The sequence below is a fragment of the Dubosiella newyorkensis genome, assembly GCF_001945605.1.
GTDB lineage: Bacteria > Bacillota_I > Bacilli_A > Erysipelotrichales > Erysipelotrichaceae > Dubosiella > Dubosiella newyorkensis.
The window spans coordinates 1-15356 of the sequence record NZ_MPKA01000047.1; the positions used below are offsets into that span (position 1 = coordinate 1).

Annotated in this window: 14 protein-coding genes, 1 pseudogene and 1 other annotated feature; of the genes and pseudogenes, 4 read left to right on the forward strand and 11 right to left on the reverse strand. The window is 43.2% G+C overall.

Annotated elements, in window-relative coordinates:
* Positions 1-330: 330 nt before the first annotated feature.
* A pseudogene (locus BO225_RS12975) lies at positions 331-2032 on the reverse strand (ammonium transporter).
* A 221-nt stretch (positions 2033-2253) separates the two neighbouring features.
* Between BO225_RS12975 and BO225_RS02745 the strand changes: the two are divergent.
* Both BO225_RS02745 and BO225_RS02750 read left to right on the forward strand, forming a co-directional pair.
* A complete protein-coding gene (locus BO225_RS02745) occupies positions 2254-3183 on the forward strand; it encodes a polyphosphate kinase 2 family protein (RefSeq protein ID WP_076340752.1) in 930 nt (309 codons plus the stop codon).
* 191 nt (positions 3184-3374) lie between these two features.
* Positions 3375-4712, forward strand: coding sequence for an ATP-binding protein (locus BO225_RS02750; protein WP_076340753.1), 1338 nt, complete (start codon positions 3375-3377; stop codon positions 4710-4712).
* A gap of 95 nt (positions 4713-4807) precedes the next feature.
* On the opposite strand, the gene BO225_RS12295 is transcribed toward BO225_RS02750, so the two are convergent.
* From BO225_RS12295 to BO225_RS02790, 9 genes are all read right to left on the reverse strand, one after another.
* Complete coding sequence (locus tag BO225_RS12295) at positions 4808-4984, reverse strand: hypothetical protein (protein WP_158023778.1); 177 nt, start codon at positions 4982-4984, stop codon at positions 4808-4810.
* A gap of 451 nt (positions 4985-5435) precedes the next feature.
* The gene (locus BO225_RS02755; RefSeq protein WP_076340754.1) at positions 5436-5729 is read right to left on the reverse strand and encodes an AzlD domain-containing protein; all 294 of its coding nucleotides are present in this window, start codon (positions 5727-5729) and stop codon (positions 5436-5438) included.
* Positions 5674-6432 carry an AzlC family ABC transporter permease gene (locus BO225_RS02760; RefSeq protein ID WP_076340755.1) on the reverse strand — a complete coding sequence of 253 codons (759 nt, stop codon included), beginning with the start codon at positions 6430-6432 and terminating at the stop codon, positions 5674-5676. The genes BO225_RS02755 and BO225_RS02760 overlap by 56 nt, the downstream gene beginning before the upstream one ends.
* The gene (locus BO225_RS02765) at positions 6429-7664 is read right to left on the reverse strand and encodes a serpin family protein (protein WP_076340756.1); all 1236 of its coding nucleotides are present in this window, start codon (positions 7662-7664) and stop codon (positions 6429-6431) included. Before BO225_RS02765 ends, BO225_RS02760 begins: the two co-directional genes overlap by 4 nt.
* Positions 7665-7677: 13 nt before the next feature.
* Positions 7678-8595 (reverse strand): homoserine O-acetyltransferase MetA, encoded by a 918-nt coding sequence (gene metA, locus BO225_RS02770; RefSeq protein WP_076340757.1) that lies wholly within the window; start codon positions 8593-8595, stop codon positions 7678-7680.
* 2 nt (positions 8596-8597) lie between these two features.
* Positions 8598-9881, reverse strand: coding sequence for an O-acetylhomoserine aminocarboxypropyltransferase/cysteine synthase family protein (locus tag BO225_RS02775; RefSeq protein ID WP_076340758.1), 1284 nt, complete (start codon positions 9879-9881; stop codon positions 8598-8600).
* Between the two features lie 31 nt (positions 9882-9912).
* Positions 9913-10113: a binding site (T-box leader), on the reverse strand.
* A gap of 45 nt (positions 10114-10158) precedes the next feature.
* Positions 10159-11370: a trigger factor gene (gene tig / locus BO225_RS02780; protein ID WP_076340759.1), complete on the reverse strand. Its 1212-nt coding sequence runs from the start codon at positions 11368-11370 to the stop codon at positions 10159-10161.
* Between the two features lie 56 nt (positions 11371-11426).
* The gene (locus tag BO225_RS02785) at positions 11427-11705 is read right to left on the reverse strand and encodes a hypothetical protein (protein ID WP_076340760.1); all 279 of its coding nucleotides are present in this window, start codon (positions 11703-11705) and stop codon (positions 11427-11429) included.
* 31 nt (positions 11706-11736) lie between these two features.
* Positions 11737-12654, reverse strand: coding sequence for a family 1 glycosylhydrolase (locus BO225_RS02790; protein WP_076340761.1), 918 nt, complete (start codon positions 12652-12654; stop codon positions 11737-11739).
* 118 nt (positions 12655-12772) lie between these two features.
* Here BO225_RS02790 and BO225_RS02795 point away from each other — a divergent pair, with 118 nt between their 5' ends.
* On the forward strand, positions 12773-13564 hold the full coding sequence (locus BO225_RS02795; RefSeq protein ID WP_233120275.1) for a YoaK family protein: 792 nt from the start codon (positions 12773-12775) through the stop codon (positions 13562-13564).
* A gap of 118 nt (positions 13565-13682) precedes the next feature.
* On the opposite strand, the gene BO225_RS02800 is transcribed toward BO225_RS02795, so the two are convergent.
* A complete protein-coding gene (locus tag BO225_RS02800) occupies positions 13683-14702 on the reverse strand; it encodes an aromatic acid exporter family protein (protein WP_076340762.1) in 1020 nt (339 codons plus the stop codon).
* A gap of 44 nt (positions 14703-14746) precedes the next feature.
* Between BO225_RS02800 and BO225_RS02805 the strand changes: the two genes are divergently transcribed.
* Positions 14747-15349 (forward strand): HD domain-containing protein, encoded by a 603-nt coding sequence (locus BO225_RS02805; RefSeq protein WP_076340763.1) that lies wholly within the window; start codon positions 14747-14749, stop codon positions 15347-15349.
* The last annotated feature ends 7 nt before the right edge of the window (positions 15350-15356 follow it).

Consider the following 15356-nt stretch of genomic DNA (forward strand, 5'->3'; position numbering starts at 1 on the left):
TACCATGACGTTCCTCCATAATTTTTTCTCACAATTCCACCCTCTACATTCTTGAATCAATTATAACTCTTTTGTCAATTTTGCAGAGCATCTTTCTTGTAGATCTTTCTAGAATATGGTTTACTATAGTCGAGCTAAAGATAGCTCACTTCATAATCAAATTCCCTTTCTTAAAACTTTCTTGGAAAAAAGGCCGCAAGGCCTTTTTTTCTGTCTAAACAGCAATAAAAAAGAAGAGAGAAACAAAGAGAAAAAGAAAAGCGGAAGCGCCGCTTCCGCAAGGAGTGTATATTAAGAGGTAATAATGCAATATATATATATATATATTGATCAGGCTTCGTTGTATTTGAGCGCGTCTTTTCCTTTTTGACCTGTAGAGATCCGAACGACTTGTTCTACATCGTAAACAAAGATCTTACCATCGCCCATTTGACCTGTGTACAACGCTTTTCTTGTCGCGTCGATGACTTTTTGCACAGGAACTTCAGAAACGACGATCTCGACTTTCATCTTAGGAAGCAGTTTCGATTCCACTTCAGCTCCACGATAATATGTCGTTTGCCCTTTTTGAACACCCATACCCATAACATTCGTAACAGTCATTCCACCAATACCGATCTTATCCAATTCGTTCTTCAAGCTTTCAAAACGATCCGGTTTCGTAATGATCGTTACTTGCGAGAATTCGCCTGTACCTTCCTTCATCCGAACTGGAACGGCATCTTCAACATTGACGACAACCTCTTTTTCAGAAGTCGGGATCGCGATCTCAACTGGCGCGTATGGAGACATGTCAGTCTCAAACACAAATCCGCCATACGCTGAATCCAAACCGTGTTCTTCTTTATCCAAACCTTGGATCTCTTCATGCGGAGTGACCCGAAGACCGATCGTCTTTTTGATGCAGAAGAAAGTCAAGAAGATCGTAATGGCTGTCCAGACACCGATGCATAATAAACCAAACGCTTGAATTCCTAGCTGCTGCCATCCGCCGCCATAGAATAAACCAACCGCTTCTGGCATCGTTTCCGTTCCGCAAGCAAACAAACCAACCGCTAACGTTCCCCAAAGACCATTCGCAAAATGGACCGCGACAGCCCCAACAGGATCGTCAACGTGTAATTTATAATCAAGAAGCCAAACAAACAAGCAGCAAAGCAAACCAGACACAATACCGATGATGCATGCGCCCCAAACATTGACCGCATCACATCCTGCTGTGATCGCAACCAATCCAGCCAAAGCGCCGTTCAACGTCATAGAAACGTCCGGCTTCCCATAACGGAACCAAGTAAATGCCATAACCGTGCAAGCGGCAAGAGCTGGCGAAACGGTCGTCGTCGCGAAGATCGTGGCTAATTGAAGACCACTCGTCGCTGCCGCCCCGTTGAATCCATACCAACCAAACCAAAGGATGAATACACCCAGAGCTCCGACCACAATGTTGTGTCCAGGAATACCACGAGGCTTGCCATCTTTATCAAACTTGCCAATACGAGCGCCTAACATCGCGGCTCCAATAAAGGCGCACAATCCACCAGCGAAGTGAATCACGGCCGATCCAGCAAAATCGTGGAATCCCATCGCTGTCAAAAATCCATCCGGACCCCACACCCAGTGCGCTTCAATCGGGTAGATCACCAAGCTGATAATGAAAGAATAGACGCAATAGGAAATAAATTTAGTCCGTTCGGCCATCGCCCCCGATACAATCGTAGCGGCCGTGGCGCAGAATACTAAGTTGAATGTGAAAGTCGACCAATCCGTTCCGGCAAAATCCGTTAATGGATGTCCACCCCCATCCGATAAAACTATTTCCTTGGGCCCCGCATAATAAGCTGAATCCCAATAATAAGAACGCGACCGTTCCCAAACAAAAATCCATCGTGTTCTTCATGATGATGTTTCCAGCATTTTTGGCCCGGGTAAATCCCGCTTCCACCATCGCGAATCCGGCTTGCATAAAAAATACTAACGCGGCTCCAATCAAAAACCAGATTCCAAACACTTGGCTGAGCACTTCTTCAATCATAGATCTCTCTCCTCCCGACTCTGACCAAAAGAAAAAGCGCCTATAACCCGTTATGTATCGGTTTATAAGCGCCTTTGCTTTATTGGATGTCTAGAGAATACACCGAATTGAAAAAGAATGCAAGCAAAAAGTATTAAATTTTCAAATTTTATTTTCATTTTCATTTTGTTTCATCTTTAACCAAGGAAGCTCTATAATGAAAGAAAAAAAGAGGACCAATAATGATTGAAAACTATAAATTCGATGGATCGAAAACGATCGATCTAAAAAAACTGCCAACCAACTCGAAAAAAGATCACGTCAATAAACAAAAGATCATTCAAGAAACCGAAGCCAATCAGCTCAAGATCCAGTCGCTGCAAGAAAAACTCTACGCCCAAGGAATCGAAGGCTTGATCATCGTCTTGCAGGCTAGAGACGCGGCCGGAAAAGACGCCACGATCAAACACGTGCTTTCGGGGATCAATCCCCAAGGCATCGATGTCCACAGCTTCAAGCAACCCACCCATGAAGAGCTCGCCCACGACTTTTTGTGGCGCTTCAACAAAGCCCTTCCTAGACGAGGCAAGATCGCTATCTTCAACCGCTCTTATTATGAAGAAGTGCTCGTGGTCAAAGTTCATCAGCTTTATAAAAACTACGCGCTCCCTCAAAAAGACAAAGAGGACAACTATATCCAAAGACGCTACGAGCAAATCAACAACTACGAAAAATATCTCGAACAAAACGGCTATCGGATCATCAAGATCTTTTTGAACGTCTCCAAAGAAACCCAAAAAGAACGCTTTCTTGAACGGATCGATCAGCCCGATAAAAACTGGAAGTTCTCCGAAGCCGATCTAGCCGAGCGCGCGCTTTGGGACGAATACACAAAAGCGTATGAATCGATGGTCGATCGCACTTCGACCAAAACATGTCCATGGTATGTCTTCCCCGCCGATCAAAAATGGTACACCCGCTATCTCGTATCGGAAGTCATCTTTAAAACGCTCAAAGAAATGGATCCACACTATCCAACGATCTCAGCCGAACAAAAAGAACACCTTCTTTCCTGCAAAGAAGCGCTTCTAAGCGAAGACGGACATGAAAAGCTCTTCAAAGAAGCTGTAAAAAAAGAAATGGAAAAAGACGATCCATCCTCCTCTTTTTGATGAGATCAATAAAGAGCGCAAAAAGTCAGAGTAGCTAATTCAAATTTACTTGTATCTACATAAAAATGTGACGTTCCTCACGAAAATATACATAAAAGCGTGAAGACATTCACATTTTTATGTATATTTTCGGGATTCGAATTGTTTTTCCTAAAATAAACTCTATAATTAATAAATAAAGGAGAAAAGAAATGGAACGATTTATCATGGAAAAACTTGTAGAATGGAAGAAGTCTCCCTATCGAAAACCACTCATTTTAAAAGGCGTTCGACAAGTTGGAAAAACATGGATATTAAAAGAGTTTGGCAGACGTTATTATGATCACGTCGCTTATTTTAATTTTGACGAAAACGAAGAGTATAAACAATTTTTTGAAACAACAAAAGATGTTAACCGTATCTTACAAAACCTCATGCTCATCAGCCAACAAACGATTACTCCAGAAAATACTTTGATTATATTCGATGAAATTCAGGACTGTCCAAAAGTAATCAATTCAATGAAATATTTTTATGAAAACGCCCCATCCTACCATATTGCTTGCGCAGGTTCTTTGCTAGGCATCGCTCTTTCAAAGCCCTCCTCTTTTCCTGTTGGTCAGGTTCATTTTCTACAAATCGAACCAATGACTTTTTCTGAATTTTTGCTAGCGAATGGAGATACAAATCTTTATACGTATATAAAAAGTTTAGAAACAATCGAGCCAATCCCTGACGCTTTTTTTAATCCATTATCTGAAAAATTAAAAATGTACTTCATTACTGGAGGAATGCCTGAGTCAGTGAAAATGTGGACAGAATTTCACGATGTATCGGCTATGCAAGCAGTTTTAACTGACATATTGCAAGCGTATGAACGAGATTTCGCCAAACATCCAAACATAAATACCTATCCTAAAATTTCTCTAATTTGGAAATCAATTCCTTCCCAACTCGCCCGAGAAAATAAAAAGTTTATTTATAAGGTGGTAAAAGAAGGTGCTAGAGCACGTGAATACGAAGACGCACTCCAATGGCTTGTTGACGCAAGACTTGTTCACAAAATTTATTGCAGTACTGCGCCTCGTTTACCAATTAAAGCTTATGATGATCTTTCTGCTTTCAAAATCTACCTTTCCGACCTTGGTTTGCTCCGCTCCTTATCGCAACTTTCACCTCGTTCATTTGGTGAAGGAAATCGATTATTTACTGAATTCAAGGGAGCTCTTTCTGAAAACTTCATCTTGCAGACATTGATCACACAATTCGAAGTTACCCCTAGGTATTGGAAGCAAACAAATCCCCCCTATGAAGTCGATTTTCTAATTCAACGAGAAAATGATCTTTTCCCGATTGAAGTAAAGTCCAATTCCAATACAACAAGTAAAAGTTTAAAAAAATTTAAAGAACTTTATCCAAATGAAATGAAATTGCGGATTCGCTTTTCTTTAGACAATTTGAAACTCGATGGAGATCTTTTGAACATTCCTCTATTTTTAGCCGACCAGACAGATCAACTCATAAATCTCGCCTTAAAAGACAAAAATTGAACCAAAAAGAAGACCTCCCTGAACAAAGAATTCAGGGAGGTTTCTCTTTTTTAAGAAGCGAACGGATAAAAAAAGGAGCCTCCCCTTGGCTCCTATTATAGATCATATGATTTTTGAACGCGGTCTTGATCGTATTTGCGAAGCGTGTCTTTCCAAACCTTCTTGCGCATTGGTTGTACCGAAAGATAAACTTTGCCGTTGTTCACACTCAAAGCCGACTGCTCATTGAGCAGGATCAAAGTTTTGTTTAATTTGGATGATGATTGATTCATGATTATTCCTCCCTAATTTGTGGTATGTGCTTGTGTCAACATCAATATACTCTTGAAAACGATGAAACGGAATATGTAAATCGATTTCAATTTTTACTATATATAACGTGTCAATCTAGTGTATTTTGTAAAAAAAAATGAGCGTTTCCGCTCATTGATACACGATTGCTTTCCGGTGAAAGGTCATGATCGCTCACAACATAATCATCGGCGAAATGAAAGCAGCTCCTAATAAATATTTGAAAATCAATCGTGTCATAGAATATGGTATCAAGGATTGAGTATAGGATAGTATTATTCATTAGAAAGTATGATCAAGGCTGACTTTCATTCCAAAATTATTATTATAGTCTTTGCACCGAGCTTCCCCAAACTTGGTGCTCACATACTATATCTATTTGTTCTATTAAAGTCAATACATTTTATTAAATATTTTAGAAAATGTTAAATATCAAAACAAACCACCAAACCAAGCTCCGATCGCGGCGCCTAAAGCCACCACGATCAAGCTTTTTTCCTCATACGCCAAGACGATCGCTACTCCCGTTCCTAGAAGCGCTGAAATTTTAGAGCTTGTCGAAAACAAGATCGCCGGAAACGTCATCGCGGAAAGAACGACATAAGGAACATAATACAAAAAGCTTTGAATAAACCGATTCTTGATCTTTTTTCGAAATAAAACAAAAGGACTAAGCCGGATCACGTACGTCGTGATCATCATCACCAGCATTTCCTTCCAAGCCATCCACAAACGCCTCCTCTTTTTGATCGATCGGACATAGCCACGCCATCAAAGCGCTTACACCCACCGTGATCACAATAATGCTCCACCCTTCGCTCAGCCACGAAGAAAAATAAAAAAACGTGCTGAGAACAAGAGCGATCATCACCGCGATCCGATTGTTTCGATTTTTCTTTATTGCCGGAATGACGATCGCGATAAACATTCCATACAAGGCGATCCCAAAAGCATCCATGACCGAGACTGGAAGCAATGAGGAAGCGATCCCCCCAACAAAAGTCCCGCTCACCCAACCAAATACAGAAATCACGATCACACCCATCATATACGAAAACGTCAACGCTCGAGTTTGAGACATCGAGATCGCGAAGATCTCATCCGTGATCCCATAAGCGATCAGCAGCTTTTCATACCATTTCGTTTTCGGCGCGAGCTTTTGCGAGATGGAAAGCGACATCAAAAAATATCGCGCATTGATGATCAATGTCGACAAGAACACTTCGATCAAACCGCCCCGATTCCCAATGATCTTCAAACCGGCAAATTGGCCAGCACTCGTAAGATTCGTCAAAGAAATCAAGACCGCCTCTCCGATCGGCCGTTTTAAATGGATCGCCATCATACCAAAAGCGATCGAAACCGAAAAATACCCTAAACAAATCGGAAGTCCGCTTTTCAGGCCTTCCATAAAATATCGTTTCTTCATTTCGTCTCGATCTCTGTGATCTGTCCTGCCAACAACATAGACCCATCCTTGCTCTGAAGAACATACGCGAACGGACGATCCAGTACAAAATCGACCTCTTTTTGAATAAGCGCGGTCGTCTCAAAATCAAGCTTCGTAAAAGCCGCCGCCTCGACCCCCTCTTCATCGACCTTGACCCGAACGCCATGACTAACATCATCCACATAGACAGAAGCATCCGTAAGCGGCGAAAAATCAGCCGTATTAGGATCGAACGCGTCCTTCACGCCAAGATACTGCAACGTCTCTTTTAATGAAAGCATTCGTTCCACATCGAATTTAGGCATCGCCAAATGCACGATCGCCATCTCTTCCTCCGGCTTTGATTCGCTCTCCCAAAGCGAGCTGAGCGAATCTTTCGGCAAAACGAGCCAAAATACGCCCTCATTTTCGATTGGCAATCCGATCGCCTCATACGCCTCACTATTCACATAGGAAGTTGTCAAAGTTTGAGACATGAATGGAACGTTTTGATCCTTTTTTCCATGAAAGAATGAATCGCTCGTCAATGAAGCATCAAACGGATAGAGCCAGGCGCCTTTAAAATAGAGGGTAGAGATCATCGACATGACTTGCTGTGGATCAAAATCCAGGTCTTTTGTGCTGTTCTTTAAAAGATCTCCCGTATTTTGATCGATCCAATCCCGCATTTTTTTGGCAAAGGCAGGACTTTGCATATCGCCAATATAAGCCGAAGCATAATAGTCATTCTTTAAAAGCTCCAGCAGCTTTGTATGATACGTCTCTCTATCCGAAAGCCACAACGAATTGTTCAGCTTGCACGTGATCGTTCCATCATCTTCATAATTGGCTAGCCAAAGCGCCTTCATTTTTTTTGAAAGGTCGTTTTGATCGACCCCTAATAAATCGAGCACTTGTTTTTGGGTCTCTCCCGAGGAAGATTGAGCCAACATCCCTAAAGCCAGCGTCAAATTCAAAGGCGAGATCGTCCGATTCTCGAAATTGTTTTTCATAAAAGCCACGAGCAGCTTTCGATCTAAAACATCCAGCCCTTCTCGATAGCCCTCGTATTGGTCTTGAAAGCGCGCTTGATCATCCATCCAATCTTCATAGTTATCTTCAGAATACTGGACCATATTCGGATAGGAAGCCACATACGCATCCGTAGATGCCGCGCACCCGCTTGCCAAACAAGAACAAAGCGCCAAAATAGACCATCGTTTTGATTGCATAAATATCCTTTCTTCAACCAATATGATCGAGATCATATGGTGTTGTCTGATAGACAATATAGTTGAGCCAATTCGCATACAATAAATTCGCGCTCGATCGCCACTGCATCTTGATCCCCTTTGTCTCATCGTCATCGATAAAATAATTCACAGGCACATCGATCGGAAGGCCTAGCTTCTTATCCCGCAAATATTCGTCTTCCAGCGTATGCGCGTCGTATTCCGCATGACCTGTCACAAAAATCTGCCGACCACCTTCTGTCGAGATCGCAAACACACCCGCTTCCGAAGACGAAGCCAAGATCTTTAGCGCCCCGATCTGCTCGATATCTTCCCGCAAGATCGTCGTATACCGCGAATGCGGAACAAGGAACGTATCGTCGAACCCCCGAAACAAGATCGACGAAGACCGATCGACCGTATGCCAATAAACGCCAAACAGTTTTTTATCGAGCATCCGCTTCTGGATCCCATAATGATAATACAAACCGGCTTGGGCACCCCAACAAATATGGAAGCAAGAATAGACATGCGTTTTCGACCACTCCATGATCTGGCAAAGCTCATCCCAATACTCGACTTGCTCGAACGCCATTTTTTCTACGGGCGCCCCTGTGATGATCATCCCATCAAATTTTTGATCCTTGATCTGATCGAACGTTTGATAAAACTTTCCTAAATGACTGCTTGAAACGTGCTTCGATTCATGGCTTTTTGTATGGATGAATTCAAGATCGACTTGGATCGGCGTGTTGCCAAGAAGCCGGGCCAACTGCGTTTCCGTCTCAATCTTTGTCGGCATCAAATTCAAGACGACGATCTTTAAAGGACGAATATCTTGCGACAACGCTCTTTTTTCCGTCATCACAAAAATATTCTCATCCAATAACGTTTTTGTCGCTGGCAGATCTTCAGGAATGTTGATCGGCATCCTTAACAAGCCTCCAGCGCTTGCGCGATATCATCGATCAAATCTTCCGTATCTTCTAGACCACAAGAAAGGCGCACTAATCCAGGCGCGATCCCCGCCTTCTTCAACTCTTCCTCATTCATTTGACGATGCGTCGTGCTCGCAGGATTAAGAACACAACTTCTCGCGTCCGCTACATGCGTTTCGATCGCCGCGATCTTTAAATGCTCCATAAAGCGGATCGCCGCTTCTTTGCCCCCGGCCAATTCAAAAGAAACGACACCACAAGAGCCATTTGGCAAATATTTTTGTCCCAATTCATAATACGGATCCTCTGGCAGCCCACAATACGTGACCGAGCTCACTTTCGGATGCACCTTTAAAAACTCCGCGACCTTTTGGCCATTTTCACAATGACGAGGCATCCGAACATGAAGTGATTCCAAACCTAGATTTAAATAAAAAGCATTTTGCGGAGAAGGAATGCTTCCAAGATCCCGCATGAGCTGGGCGGTCGCTTTCGTGATATAAGCGCCTTCTTGCCCGAATTGTTTCGTATAGGTCACTCCATGATAGCTTTCGTCTGGTGTAGTCAAACCTGGAAACTTGTCGGCATGCGCTTCCCAATCAAAATTCCCGCTATCGATGATCGCTCCGCCTACTGCGCAACCATGGCCATCCATATATTTTGTGGTCGAGTGCGTGACAATGTCCGCCCCCCATTCGATCGGTCTGCAGTTGATCGGTGTTGGAAACGTATTGTCCACGATCAAAGGCACCCCATGCGCATGGGCCACTCGAGCAAATTTTTCGATATCTAGAACACTTAAGGCGGGATTTGCGATCGTTTCTCCAAACATCGCTTTCGTGTTGTCTTGAAACGCGTGGCTCAGTTCTTCTTCGCTCGCGTTTGGGTCGACAAACGTGACATCGATCCCCATCCGTTTGAGTGTGACCGCAAAAAGATTGTACGTCCCTCCATAAATCGAAGTCGAGCAAACGATATGATCGCCTGCCTGCGCGATATTGAAGACGGCAAAAAAGTTGGCCGCCTGCCCTGAAGAAGTGAGCATCGCCGCGCTTCCTCCTTCGAGCGCGCAGATCTTTGTGGCAACGGCGTCATTCGTCGGGTTTTGAAGACGCGTATAAAAATACCCATCCGCTTCTAGATCAAATAAAGCCCCCATATCGTCGGCTTTGTCGTATTTAAATGTTGTCGATTGCACGATCGGCACTTGGCGTGGCTCTTTATTGCCTGCCCTATATCCTCCTTGCACGCTGATCGTTCCAAGTCCTTGTTTTTTCATATGTGTTTCCTTCCTAAAAAAAAGGCTTTCGCCATAGGACGAAAGCCGTGTTACCACCTATATTCGTGGAGATGATCCACCTCTAACCCGATAAAGGCGGGCACCATTCTGCCTTACCTATCAGACAGACAGCTCCAAGACCATGTTCCTTCCTTCATTGTTGGCTATTTTCACCGCCCAAAGCCTCTCTGAAAACAAATGAAAGGAGTACTCTTCTTTTCATAGCTTTTCAATCTTGGAGTTAGTGTACCATAAATCGCGAATCGTGAAAACCTTCTTATTGATTGTTTTTACGTAAAAAATCAATAGCCTTGCGTTGAACGAGCTGAGCAGCGACGGCTTCAGCCGGAACGAACATCTGCAATTGCTGAGCTGGCATTTGATAAACGCTCGCCAACAAATTATATTCTTTTTCGATCTCTTCTTGGTCGACTTGGATCTGCTCTTTTTCGGCGATCGCCGCTAAGATCAAAGCTTGCTTGATTTCCTGCTCGGCGCTTGGAGCCATTTGTTTTTTGAAATCATCCAACGTCTGGCCGGTCATTTCCATATATTGATTGAAATCCATGCCATATTGTTGGATCTGGCTTTGAAGCTCATTGAGATGCTGAGCGACTTGATTGTCGATCATCGCTTGCGGCACTTCCACTTTCGCTTGCTGAACGACTTGATCGAGGATCTCCATCGCCTGCTTGTTTTCAGCCTCTTGCTCTTTCATCTTTGTAAGCTGTTCTTTCGTTACGGCTTTGAGCTGTTCGACCGTCTTGATCTCTTCATGGCCTAATTTTTCAACATACGCGTCGCTTAATTCTGGTTTGACTTGTTCTTGAACGGCTTTGCAGTTGATCTTGAAAACAACTGGCTGTCCAGCAAGCGTAGGTTCAAAATAATCTTCTGGGAACGAAACGTTGATCTCGCGCTCTTCCCCTTTTTTGATGCCGATCAATTGATCTTCAAAACCTGGGATGAATGAATTCGATCCTAAAATGAGCGGATAGTCTTTGGCGCTTCCGCCTTCAAAAGGCACCCCGTCCTTTTCGCCAGTGAAATCGATCAATACTTGATTTCCGTTTTCCGCTGGCGTATCGACATCTTCCCAAAGCGATTGCGACTGGATCTGGCGATTGACTTCTTCAAGCACCTGCTCGTCGTTGACATCCACCGCTTCTTTTAAGATATTGAAGCCAGTGTATTGTCCTAAAGTGACTTCTGGGACAAGCGGACATGTGATCGTGACTTCAATGGCGCCATCTTCTTCGTCTTTGACATCCACTTTCGGCTCGCTGGCCAGCTTCAAGCCTTTCTCTTCGAAAACAGCTTGGATCGCTTTGCTTGCTTCCATGTGGATCGCGTATTGACGGTTGGCGGCTTCATCCTCATTTCCTGTGATTTCAGCTGCTTTTTTGATTGCTTCTTCTAATTCTTCTTTATTGATGTTCAAAGTGATCACAGCAATTTCTTTATTTAGATCTTTAATTGTAAAACTCATAGTTCCATCTTCTTTCTAAAAGGAGCTATAAGACAGACTTACAGCTCCTATGTTATTTATGCGTTTCTTTCGTCTACGACTTCGGCTTCCTTCAAGAAGTCTTCTACTTGCTCTGCGTCCAAGAACGCATGCTCCAATTGGTCGTATACTGTAGATAAAGAATTCAATTCGCTAGAAATATCGTCTGTTCCTTCTTTTGCTTTTGTCTCAAGTGAATTTGTCACCAACTCAAGAACGCTTTGGGCTTTGACGATATGAGCCTTGATTTCTTCCATCGTTTCGGCTTGATTTTCTACTAACTCTTTTTGAGTCAACAATTCAGTTTTTTCTGCCATAATTTACACCTCATTTCGATAGCTTCTAATGCTATTGTACCTTTTTCGATACGATACCAATAACAAAATGCCTAACATTCTCTTTCGGCTTTCCGACCAATAGCAGCGGCTTTTGATACACTCTATAAAGCGTGTCGAGATCGATGGAACAAGATGCATCGTTCAAGAACACAAAATCGATCGCTTCCTCTTTCAGCAAGTCGATATCGAAAGGCTCCACGAAATTCTCCAACGGATAGGCCGGTCCTCGATCATCATGGACCAAGTAGGCAGAAGAAGGATCGTAATGGTCGATTTGAAGACCGAGCTTGGCGGCGGAGTCGACCTTTTCCAATAAAAGCTTCGTATAAACCATTGCCAATCGCCGATAATGACACGCTTTTCGGCATTGTTTGGTTTGAGCGTTCAAGATCCCCGCATTGACAAAAGGATCGGATGTGATCGAAAAAGGATCGGCTTGACAGATCCAATAATGGACCAAATCTTTGAATCGAGAAAAACACGTATACGCAAAATTCAAGTAGGTGTCGATCGTCTGTCGCGAGCTCCACCCTTGATTGGATAAGGCAAGGTCAAGAGGCATCAAGCTTTGACAAAGGATCACGATCGGCTCAATGTCATGCTTAGAAAGCGTTTCAAACAACTCTTGATAGATGGCGATTCCTTCTTCGTTGGGATATTCTTCATCGCCGCGGGGAAAAAGGATCGACCAAGAGATCGTCATGACGATCGAATCGCAATGGCGATCGAGCGCCGCTTGAATCTCGTCCTGCAGCTTTTTTTTGATGATTTGCGGATCTTGTCGAAACGCTCTAGAATGGATATGGTCCTTGAGGCGTTCTTGATCAATGGCTGGATCGATATCGCGAAGACAAAGTCCTCTTCCAGCCTCGACCCCTTGTTCGTCAAGCGCAGTGCAATCAATGAGCTTTCCAGTAAAAAAAGTCATTCGAGCTCCTTTCTATATCGATCTTTCATTTCGAACAGTTATATATCTTTTGTTTATTATACCTCTAAGCTTTCATATAGGTGTACAATTGAACTTAAATGCGGAAAGGATGAGCAGATTGAATCGTTTTGAACAAGAAGTAGAAGAAGAGATCCAAGAAGAGATCGAGATCGAGCAGATCCAGACAAGTGATGAAAATGAATTTGAAGTTGATTTTCTAGAATGCGAAAAACGACACGTTTTTTTATTGTTGATGTTTGTAGGCGGCTTTTATGGGGCGTTTACCTATTCGATTCGCGGAGGCGTCTTCTGTAACGCGCAGACTGCGAACTTCGTAATGCTCGCCATGTCGTTCGGGACAGGCAACTGGCAGAAAGGCCTGTATTATTTGGTGCCGATTTCTGCGTATTTGTTGGGAACGATCGTTTCGGAAGCTTTGCCTAACCCGATCAAAAAACATCACCTGTTCCGGTGGGATACGATTTTGATCGGAATCGAGATCGCCGCTGTTCTTTTTTTGGGATTTCTGCCAGAAAGCACGCCTTTTCAAATCACGCAGATCACGATCAATGTCATCACCTCGATGCAGTATAACACGTTTCGGCAAGCAAGAGGGATCCCGATGGCCACCACGTTTTGCACCAACCATGTCCGTCAGCTAGGGATCCATATCGTCAAAGCGTATAAACACCGAAAAGACCAAAGCGTCCGTTCTAGGGCCTTGCTTCATTTGGGAATGCTGGCTATTTTCGCGCTTGGCGGAATGATCTCCGCGTATTTGTGCACGGTCTTTCAAGGCAAAGCGATCTGGTTCACGCTTTTGCCACTCGGATTTATTTTTATCCAGCTCGTCTATGCGGATCTCTATAAAGAAAAAGAAGTTTTCGACCGTATTCCAAAAGGACACTAAAAAACTTCTTTCTTCTCAGGGATACCTTGCATGATCAATGTGTGCGTTCCACAAAAAATCTATCCCCTTATCTTTATCATACGCTTTTTGTCTGTAAATAGATATAACAATTTCTATTTTATTCGTTTTCAAGCTTCCAATACGCTTCCTTTTGTTGGGTCGACAAATCATCGATAAAGCGCTGCTTGCATTGGACAAAAGCAGACAAGTCCATCAAGATGTGAAACAGGATCGCTCTAGATTCAAATTCTTCCCGAGTTTCAGGAAGCGGTTCTTGCCGCATTTTATTCAAAATAGCTTTCAGCTCCTCTTTTTGCTGGATCGGCTCGTAGGAATCCATGATGTAGCGATTCAAACATTTGATGAAATGAATGATCGTATGAACTTGCTTGGGTTGAAGCTTCAAACGAGAAAGCTTGTCTTCTAGATTTTTGAGAACCGTGCATTGAGCAAGGCGCATACGAAAATATTCGACATAATAATCTGTATGCGATTGAAACGTATTGTCTTCAAAGTCTTTGGCAAGTTCAAGATTCGAAGACAAATGCTTTTCATATTTCTTAAGCTCAAGCCTTTGATGCTTGGAACGCTCTAGATTCCAGGCGATCGAATCTAAAATTTGGATCAATTCCTTTTCGCTCTGTGTCATACGATGGACAAGTTCTTTTTGCGTCATTTTACGCGAGTAGAATTGATTGATCAAAAGCGCGGCCGAAACGCCGATCAGAACGATCAAAAATTCATTGACCACATTTTCATAGCCAAAATTTCTTCCATCGATAAAATGGGCGCAGATCACTCCATTGACAGCGAGCGTAGACATGAGTTTGAATTTTTTACAGAACCAAAACAAAAGCGTCAAGACGATCCCAAAGCTTACGATCGGATCATGGATCACATAAACAACGCCAAACGTGAGCACGACCGTGACAAAAAAGGTCAAAAGCCGATAGATTGTCAGCCGTATCGTGTCCCATTTGCTCGAAAGCAAAGTGATCAAAGCGATCGTTCCCGTCGAATAAGGATGTTTGATCCCGATCCAATGCGCCAAAGAAACAGCGAGGATCGTTCCGATCCCGATCTTGATGCCGGCAATCAGCGTTTTTTTGAATCGGATCGATACATGGAATTTCTGCATATAACAATTATGCCATATAATCTCAATAAGAAAGGAACTTTTTTATGTCAAGACTTCAAAAACAAATCGATTTCTGTCAGGAGATCGATCAAGAAAAAGGAATCGAGCGCAAAACGCTCACCTTGAAAGGAGAACGATTTGAAAACGATGCCGAACACGCGTGGCACGCGGCTTTGATGGCCATCTTGCTCCAAGAGCACGCCAACGAAGAGATCGACCTTCTTAAAACCGTCACGATGCTTTTGATCCACGACCTTGTCGAAATCGATGCCGGGGACACATACGCTTATGATGAAAAAGGCCAAGAAAACCATTATGAAAAAGAATATAAAGCTGCCAAACGGATCTATGGCCTTCTTCCTGAAGATCAAAGAAAATACCTTATGGGTTTATGGGAAGAATTTGAAGCGCAAAAAACCCCAGAAGCGCGCTTTGCCCGCACGATCGACAATTTCCAGCCCACGATGCTCAATCACGCTTCCAAAGGAGAAATGTGGAAACGAAACCAGATCAAGCTATCGCAAGTTTTGAAACGAAACGAACCTTCGAAGCGAGGCTCTCAAGTCTTGTGGGACTATTCATACCAAAACTTTATCGAGCCCCATTTAAACCAAGAGTTAGAGGACGATACTAAGAAAAGCGATTGACCATAAT

Excerpts from the sequence above, each read along its gene's own strand:
- BO225_RS02745 (WP_076340752.1), top strand. The coding sequence starts at position 2,254 with ATGATTGAAAACTATAAATTCGATGGATCGAAAACGATCGATCTAAAA.
- BO225_RS02750 (WP_076340753.1), top strand. The coding sequence starts at position 3,375 with ATGGAACGATTTATCATGGAAAAACTTGTAGAATGGAAGAAGTCTCCC.
- BO225_RS12295 (WP_158023778.1), bottom strand. The coding sequence starts at position 4,984 with ATGAATCAATCATCATCCAAATTAAACAAAACTTTGATCCTGCTCAAT.
- BO225_RS02755 (WP_076340754.1), bottom strand. The coding sequence starts at position 5,729 with ATGGCTTGGAAGGAAATGCTGGTGATGATGATCACGACGTACGTGATC.
- BO225_RS02760 (WP_076340755.1), bottom strand. The coding sequence starts at position 6,432 with ATGAAGAAACGATATTTTATGGAAGGCCTGAAAAGCGGACTTCCGATT.
- BO225_RS02765 (WP_076340756.1), bottom strand. The coding sequence starts at position 7,664 with ATGCAATCAAAACGATGGTCTATTTTGGCGCTTTGTTCTTGTTTGGCA.
- metA (WP_076340757.1), bottom strand. The coding sequence starts at position 8,595 with ATGCCGATCAACATTCCTGAAGATCTGCCAGCGACAAAAACGTTATTG.
- BO225_RS02775 (WP_076340758.1), bottom strand. The coding sequence starts at position 9,881 with ATGAAAAAACAAGGACTTGGAACGATCAGCGTGCAAGGAGGATATAGG.
- tig (WP_076340759.1), bottom strand. The coding sequence starts at position 11,370 with ATGAGTTTTACAATTAAAGATCTAAATAAAGAAATTGCTGTGATCACT.
- BO225_RS02785 (WP_076340760.1), bottom strand. The coding sequence starts at position 11,705 with ATGGCAGAAAAAACTGAATTGTTGACTCAAAAAGAGTTAGTAGAAAAT.
- BO225_RS02790 (WP_076340761.1), bottom strand. The coding sequence starts at position 12,654 with ATGACTTTTTTTACTGGAAAGCTCATTGATTGCACTGCGCTTGACGAA.
- BO225_RS02800 (WP_076340762.1), bottom strand. The coding sequence starts at position 14,702 with ATGCAGAAATTCCATGTATCGATCCGATTCAAAAAAACGCTGATTGCC.
- BO225_RS02805 (WP_076340763.1), top strand. The coding sequence starts at position 14,747 with ATGTCAAGACTTCAAAAACAAATCGATTTCTGTCAGGAGATCGATCAA.